Origin of the sequence: Kitasatospora sp. MBT63 (assembly GCF_000710465.2) — a bacterium.
In the GTDB taxonomy this organism is placed as follows: domain Bacteria; phylum Actinomycetota; class Actinomycetes; order Streptomycetales; family Streptomycetaceae; genus Kitasatospora.
Genome location: NZ_JAIZ01000244.1, coordinates 1 through 6,710, shown reverse-complemented (window position 1 = coordinate 6,710; position 6,710 = coordinate 1). Strand labels below are relative to the sequence as shown.

The 6,710-nt window shown below is 73.9% G+C and carries 4 protein-coding genes; all 4 read right to left on the bottom strand.

Annotation, left to right across the window (positions count from 1 at the left end; genetic code table 11):
• Window positions 1-75: 75 nt before the first annotated feature.
• Complete coding sequence (locus AA75_RS15650; RefSeq protein WP_033820632.1) at window positions 76-870, bottom strand: ferric reductase-like transmembrane domain-containing protein; 795 nt, start codon at window positions 868-870, stop codon at window positions 76-78.
• 135 nt (window positions 871-1,005) lie between these two features.
• Window positions 1,006-2,358 carry an MFS transporter gene (locus tag AA75_RS15645; RefSeq protein ID WP_199520332.1) on the bottom strand — a complete coding sequence of 451 codons (1,353 nt, stop codon included), beginning with the start codon at window positions 2,356-2,358 and terminating at the stop codon, window positions 1,006-1,008.
• A complete protein-coding gene (locus AA75_RS15640; RefSeq protein WP_051812494.1) occupies window positions 2,355-5,567 on the bottom strand; it encodes a non-ribosomal peptide synthetase in 3,213 nt (1,070 codons plus the stop codon). Before AA75_RS15640 ends, AA75_RS15645 begins: the two co-directional genes overlap by 4 nt.
• Window positions 5,564-6,710 (bottom strand): condensation domain-containing protein (locus AA75_RS15635; protein WP_033820631.1); only part of this gene is annotated, 1,147 nt, incomplete at its 5' end. The genes AA75_RS15635 and AA75_RS15640, both read right to left, overlap by 4 nt.

The window sequence follows — 6,710 nt, the reverse complement described above, 5'->3', positions numbered from 1 at the left end:
GGGGCTGCGGCTGGGGCTGGGGCTGGGGGTGCGGGCGGGCGGTGGCCAGCTGTCCGAGACGGGTGAGTTCGTGGTTCACAGGGCCGTCTCACGCGGGTCGAAGGGGTTGCGGAGCCTGGAGCGTGAGGGGATCACCCGGATCAGGAAGACCGCGAGGCAGATCAGTGCCCCCGCGGCCACGCCGACGGCGATCAGGTTGAGGTGGCGTGGCTCGGGGTGGACGGTGAAGATGTGCAGCCAGATCAGTGCGAAGGAGAGATAGGCGAGCTGGTGCACCCTGAGCCAGCGCCGGTACGGGATTCGGCGCTGGATCCACACCGAGGCGCCCACCGCCGCGGCCAGTTCGAGGCCCAGGATGCCGAAGCCGACCGGGATGCGCTGCACGTCGCCGGTGAAGGGTACGAGCAGTTCGAGCGTCCCGATCCGCCAGACCGGTTGGTAGAGGAACGAGACCCCGTGGACCAGCCCGAAGATGAGCGCGGACAGGGCGATGGTCATGTGTGCGCTGTGGGCGGCGGTCCGGCTGATCAGGCGTTGGAAGTAGCGCATCCGCAGCACGACACCCAGCAGGATCGCCGCCGTCATCAGGGCGTAGGAGGCGAGGGCGGCCAGCCGGGCGATCTTGTGGACGCCGGTGTCATAGGGCAGGTGCTGGTCGAACGCGTCCCAGGGCGAACCGGGGATGGGCGCCGCGGGCGCCGCGGGGACCGTGGGGGCCGCGACCGCAGGTACCGCCAGGAGCACGACGAGCGCCAGGACACCCAGCAGGACGGCAGCCGCACGGTACGTGTGCCGTGCGCAGCGGCCGGACCCGGTGAGGTGCGGGGTGGGACGAGGTGGGGCGGTGCTGATTGCCGCGTCGGCTGTCACGGTGGTTGCTTTCCTCTGCGCTCGTCCCCCTCACCGGCTGCAACGTGCCCCGGTCGGCCGGCTCAGCGCCCTGAGCTGCGGCTCTCCTGATCGTATGGGCGCATCGGACCTGGGTGGCCGACGAACAGAGAGAGCTCATGAGCCCATAAGGTTCCGCTCAGCAACGCGCTCGGCGGCGGATGTCCCGGCGTCCCGGGAGAGGGCCGGGACCGGCTGCGGGCCCTCCCCCGGTTCGGTGAGCCGCAGTGGGGAGGCGATCAGGATCAGCGGGACCAGGAGCTCGCCGAGCTGGGCCGCCCACAGCGTCGGGCGGGTCCCGGCCGCGGCGCCGAGCGCTCCGCCGAGCAGCGCGCCCAAGGGCATGACGCCCCAGGTCAAAAAGCGCATGGTCGCGGTCATCCGGCCCAGCGCGCCGTCCGGGCAGAGCGCCTGGCGCAGGCTGACCTGGGCGACGTTGTAGGCCACGATCGCGAACGAGCAGCCGCACCACCCGACCACGAACGCGGCCAGCCCGCTCCCGCCGCCGGCCGTCGGGATGAGCAGCCCGAGCGGCAGGCCGACGACGGTCGGCAGCCACACCCCGCGGGCGTGGCCGGCCCGCCGGATGAGGGCGGGGGCGGCGAGCGCGCCGGCGAGGCCGCCGGCGCTGCCCGCCGTCATCAGGAGGCCGATGAGTCCGGCGGACAGGCCCAGGTCGTCGGCGAGGAAGGTGGTGATCACCGCCGCGAACACGGCCGTGAAGAAGTTGACCGCGGCGGTGGCCGCGGCGAGCGCGCGCAGGACCGGGTCACGCAGCACCAGCCGCAGCCCCTCCCCGACCTCCCGCAGCAGGCCCGGTCGCTGCGGGCCGGCGGCTACGGGCGGCGCGGGCTCGGCCCGCCGGATGCCGGCCAGGTACAGGCCCGACAGGACGAAGCTCGCCGCGTTCGCCGCGATCGCCACCGGCGCGGTGAGCGCCTGGACCAGTGCGCCGGCCAGCGACGGCCCGGCCATCTGCGCGACGGAGGCGCTGGCCTGCAGCCGGGTGTTGCCCTCGACCAGGTCTGCGGGGTCGACCAGGGTGGGCAGGTAGCTCTGGTACGCCACGTCGAAGAAGACCGTGGCGACGCCCTGGACCAGTGCGACGGCGTAGAGCTGCCAGATCGTCAGTACGTCGCACCAGGCCGCGAGCGGCACCGACGCCAGCACCACGGCCCGCACCAGATCGGCGCCGACCAGGACGGGGCGCCGGCGCCTGCGGTCGGCCCACACGCCGGCCGGCAGTCCGACCAGCAGGGAGCCGAGAAACTCCAGTGCGACCAGCACGCCGACCGCCTGTGGTCCGGCGTCCAGGTGCACCACGGCCACCAGCGGCATCGCCAGGATCGAGACCTGCACCCCGAACTGGCTGATCGTGTCGGCGATCCAGAGCGAGCGGAAGTCCCGGTGGCCGGACAGCCCGGTTCGGCGCGGCCGGGGTGGCCGGCCCGCCCGTGGTGGGCCGCTCACCCGAGTGCCGCAGCTTCGTCGAGGATCAGCAGCTCCGTCAGCCGGGGTGCCAGGGCGGCCACCGTCGGGCTCTCGAAGAGCACGCTCATCGGGAAGTCCAGCCCGAGGTCGTCCCGGAGCCGGTTCACGGTGCGCATCGCGAGCAGCGAGTGGCCGCCGAGGGCGAAGAAGCTGTCGTGGATCCCGACCTGCGCGGTCCCGAGCACCTCCCGCCAGACCTCGCACAGCCAGGCCTCCAGCTCGTCGCGCGGTTCGCCGCCGGCCGCGGCGGCGCCCGGCAGGTCGGGTGCGGGCAGCGCCGCCCGGTTCAGCTTGCCGCTGGCCGTCCTGGGGAGCTCCGGTACGACGACCACCGCGCTCGGCACGGCGTGGGCGGGCAGGCGCCGCTCCACGAAGGTCCGCAGGGTGTCCGGCTCCGGCGGGGTGCCGTCTGCGGCCACCACGTACGAGACGAGCCGCGGGTCGCCGGGCGGGACCGTCATGACCGTCGTGGCGCTCTCCCGGACGGCGGGGTGGGTGTTCAGGGCCGCGTCGATCTCGCCGAGTTCGACGCGGAAGCCGCGGACCTTGACCTGCTGGTCGGCGCGTCCGAGGAAGTCCAGGCTCGCGCCGTCGGGGCGCAGCCGGACCAGGTCGCCGCTGCGGTACAGGCGGGCGCCGGGGCGGGTGGAGAAGGGGTCGGGGAGGAAGCGCTCGGCGGTCAAACCGGGGCGGTTCAGGTAGCCGCGGGCGACGCCGGTGCCGCCGAGGAACAGTTCGCCGACGGCGCCCGGGGGGACCGGCCGCAGGTCGGCGTCCAGGATGTGGGTGGCGGTGTTGCCGAACGGGGTTCCGAGCGGCACCGTGCTGAGGCCGGCGAGGGCGGCGGGGGTGCAGTGCCACCAGTTGACGCAGACGGTGGCCTCGGTCGGGCCGTAGCCGTTGTACAGCTCGCAGTGCGGGAGGACGCGCAGCAGGTCGCGGGCCAGGGCGACGGGGACCTCTTCGCCGCAGGCCACGACGAGCCGCAGGGTCGTGCACTCCTCGATGCCGCGTTCGGTGAGCAGCAGGGCCAGCATGGACGGGACGAACTGGGCCGCGGTGACGCCGTGGGTGCGGATCAGGTCGCGCAGGCGGCCGGTGTCCTTGTGGTCGTCGCGGGCGGGCAGGACCAGGCGCGCGCCGACGGTCAGCGGCCAGAAGAACTCCAGGACCGAGGCGTCGAAGCTCAGCGAGGACCGTTGCAGGAAGGCGTCGTCGGGCCGCAGCGGGTATCTCTCCTGCAGCCAGTCCAGCCGTTCGGCCGCGTTGCGGTGGGTGAGGACGACGCTCTTGGGGCGGCCGGTGGAGCCGGAGGTGGAGATGGTGTAGGCGGTGTTGTCGAGGTCGCAGGGCGCGGCGGCCGGAGCGGCGGCCGGGGCGTCGGTCCACTGTCCGGGGTCGTCGAGGTCGAGGATCAGGGCGTCGGTGGGCGGGAGTGCGGCGGTGAGGTGCCGCTGGGTCAGGATCACCCGGGTTCCGGTGTCCGTGAGGAGGTCGGCGAGGCGTTCCCGCGGGTGCTCTGGGTCGAGGGGGACGTAGGCGCCTCCGGCTTTGAGGACGCCGTACAGGGCGGCGACCAGCTCCGTGGAGCGTTCGGCGTGGACGCCCACCAGTGTCTCGGGGCCGACGCCGGCTGCGCGCAGGCGGTGGGCGATCCGGTCGGCCTGCCGGTCGAGTTGGGCGTAGGTGGTTGCCGTGCCGTCGGCGAGGACCAGGGCGACGGCGTCCGGTGTCCGGTGGGCCTGGGCCGTGAAGCGTTCGTGCAGGGCTGCCCGGGAGGCGGGCCGGTCGGGTCCGGCCGAGAACCGTGCGAGGGTCCGGCGGGCCTCGGGGGCCGGTTCCAGGTCGCCGATGCGGCGGTCGCCGTCGTCGGCGGCCTGGGCGAGGATGCCGCGCAGGTGCGCGGCGAATCCGTGCATCGTCCCGGGCCGGTAGAGGCTGACGTCCCAGGCGACGTCGACGGCGATCGCGCCGTCCGCGAGGTGGTCGAACCACAGGCCGAGGTCGTACTTGGATCCCACGCCGGGCACGGGCAGTTCGGTGACGGTCAGCCCGGTCAGGTCGGGTACCCGGCGTCGTCCGCTGCCGTAGCCGACGATGACCTGGAACAGCGGGGTGCGGGAGGGGTCGCGTTCGGGGGCGAACTCCTCGACGAGCCTGGGGAACGGGACCTCGGCGTGTTCGAAGGCGTCGAGTACGAGGTCCCGCATCCGCTCGACCGCCTCGGTGAAGGTCGGATCGCCGGAGGTGTCGCCGCGCAGGACCAGCATGGTGAGCAGCGGGCCGATCATCGAGGCCGTGTGGTCGGTGTCCCGCGCGGCGGCGGCGGTGCCGACGGTGACGTCGTCGCGGCCGGTGTACTGCCGCAGGGCGACCTGGCAGGCCGCGAACAGCACCATGGCGGGGGTGGCGCCCACCGAGCGGCCGAGTGCGGTGAGCCGTTCGGCCTGCGGGCGCGGGAGCACGAAGCCGGTGACGTCGCCGGCGCCGGAGCGGTGTGCGGGCCGCGGCAGTTCCGGGAGCAGTTCGAACGGGTCGAGGCCGTCGAGCTGTGTGCGCCAGTAATCGAGGTGTTCGCGGGCACCGAGGTCGTCCTGGAGGGCGTCCTGCTGGGCCGCCGTGTACTGCGCGTACGAGATCCCCAGGGGGGCGAGGTCCGCGGGGCGGCCGGTGACGGCGGCGTTGTAGAGCTCCGCCAGTTCGGTGTAGAGGACGTTGCGTGACCAGTCGTCGAAGGCGAGGTGGTGCACGGTGACGAGGAGCAGGTGGAGTTCGTCGGCGAGGCGGATGAGGCGGGCGCGGATCGGCAGGCCGTCGGCGACGTCCATGGGCGCGGTCGCCTCGGCGAGCACGAGGTCCTCGATGCTCACGGCCCCGGGTGCGTCGGTGGCGTCCTCGACGGTCAGGGCGAAGTGGTCGGCGGGCCGCAGGACGCCGGACGGCTCGCCGTCGACGAGGCGGAAGGAGGTGCGCAGCAGTTCGTGCCGGGCGACGAGGGCCGTCAGCGCCGAGTGGAGCGCGCCGGCGTCGAGCGGTCCGGACAGGCGCAGCGGCAGCGGGACGAGGTATCCGGCCGGGTGGGCGCCGAGCTGCTCGGCGAACCACAGCTGCTGCTGGCTCTTGGAGAGCCGGACGGGGTTCATGGCGGTTGTGTCCTGATCGTCGTGGGGGGTGCGGGGCGGGGTCACGGCGCTGCCGTCTCCTTCGGGTCGGCGGCGGGGCCGCAGCCGAGCGCCAGGGTGCGGGCGTGTCCGAGGAACCGGTCGACCAGGTCCTGGACGGCGGAGGCCTGCCAGGCGCGGCCGGGGTAGGTCCAGTGCAGCTGCAGCCGGCCGTCGGTGACGTAGGCCGTGACGTCGAACCGGTAGGGGCGCGCGAGGCCGGGGGCGAATTCGGGGCCGCGTCCGCCGGAGACGCGCCGGAACAGGCCGTCCTCGGAGCCGGGGCCGAGTTGCCCGTGGTAGTTGAAGCACAGGTCCGAGCCGGTCCACGGTGCGCGGTCCTCGCGCAGGTACCTGGTCATGCCGTGGCCGGCACCGACGGGCCGCCCGGAGAGCTGGCGGTGGACGTCCCGCAGCTGGGTGACGGGGTCGTCGGCCTCGGGCAGTCGTACGTGGAGCGGGTGCAGGGCGGTGAACCAGCCGACGGTGGCCGACAGGTCGAGGCCGGCGTCCAGTGCGTCGCGGCCGTGGCCCTCGGTGTCGATCCGGAACTCCCGTCGGCCGGTCCAGTCGGCCAGGGTGCGGGCGAGGACGGTCATCAGGACGGAGGTGACGTCGGTGCGGTGGGCCTGGGCCGACCGGCGGATAAGGGCCTCGGTGGCGGCCGTGTCGAGGGTGCCGGAGACGGTTGCGGCGTCGGCGGCCGTGTTGCCCTCCTCCTCGCCGTCTCCGCGGGGCAGTTCGCCCGCTTGCAGGGTGCCGAGTGCGCGCCAGTGCTCCGCGACGGGGGTGAACTCCTCGGCGCGGGCCCGGGCGGTGAGCGCACCGGCCCAGGCCTGGAAGGAGGTCGTCTTGGCAGGCAGGCGCGGCTGCTGGCCTGCCGACAGCTGGCCGTAGAGGAGAGCGAGGTGCTGGAGCAGGACGTCCCAGGAGACGGTGTCCACCGCGAGGTGGTGGACGGCGATGACCAGCTGGTCGGGGCCTTCGTCCGCTTCGAGCAGGACGGCTCGCAGGAGCGGTCCCTCCGCGAGGTCGAAGGATGCCTGGGCGTTCGCGGCGGCGGCCTGCAGTGCCTGTTCCGCCTCGTCGGCGCTCAGGCCGGCGCCCTCGACGACGTCGAGGAGGTCGGTGTCGTCGGCCGGGGCGAGGTACTGGTGCCACCGGCCGTCG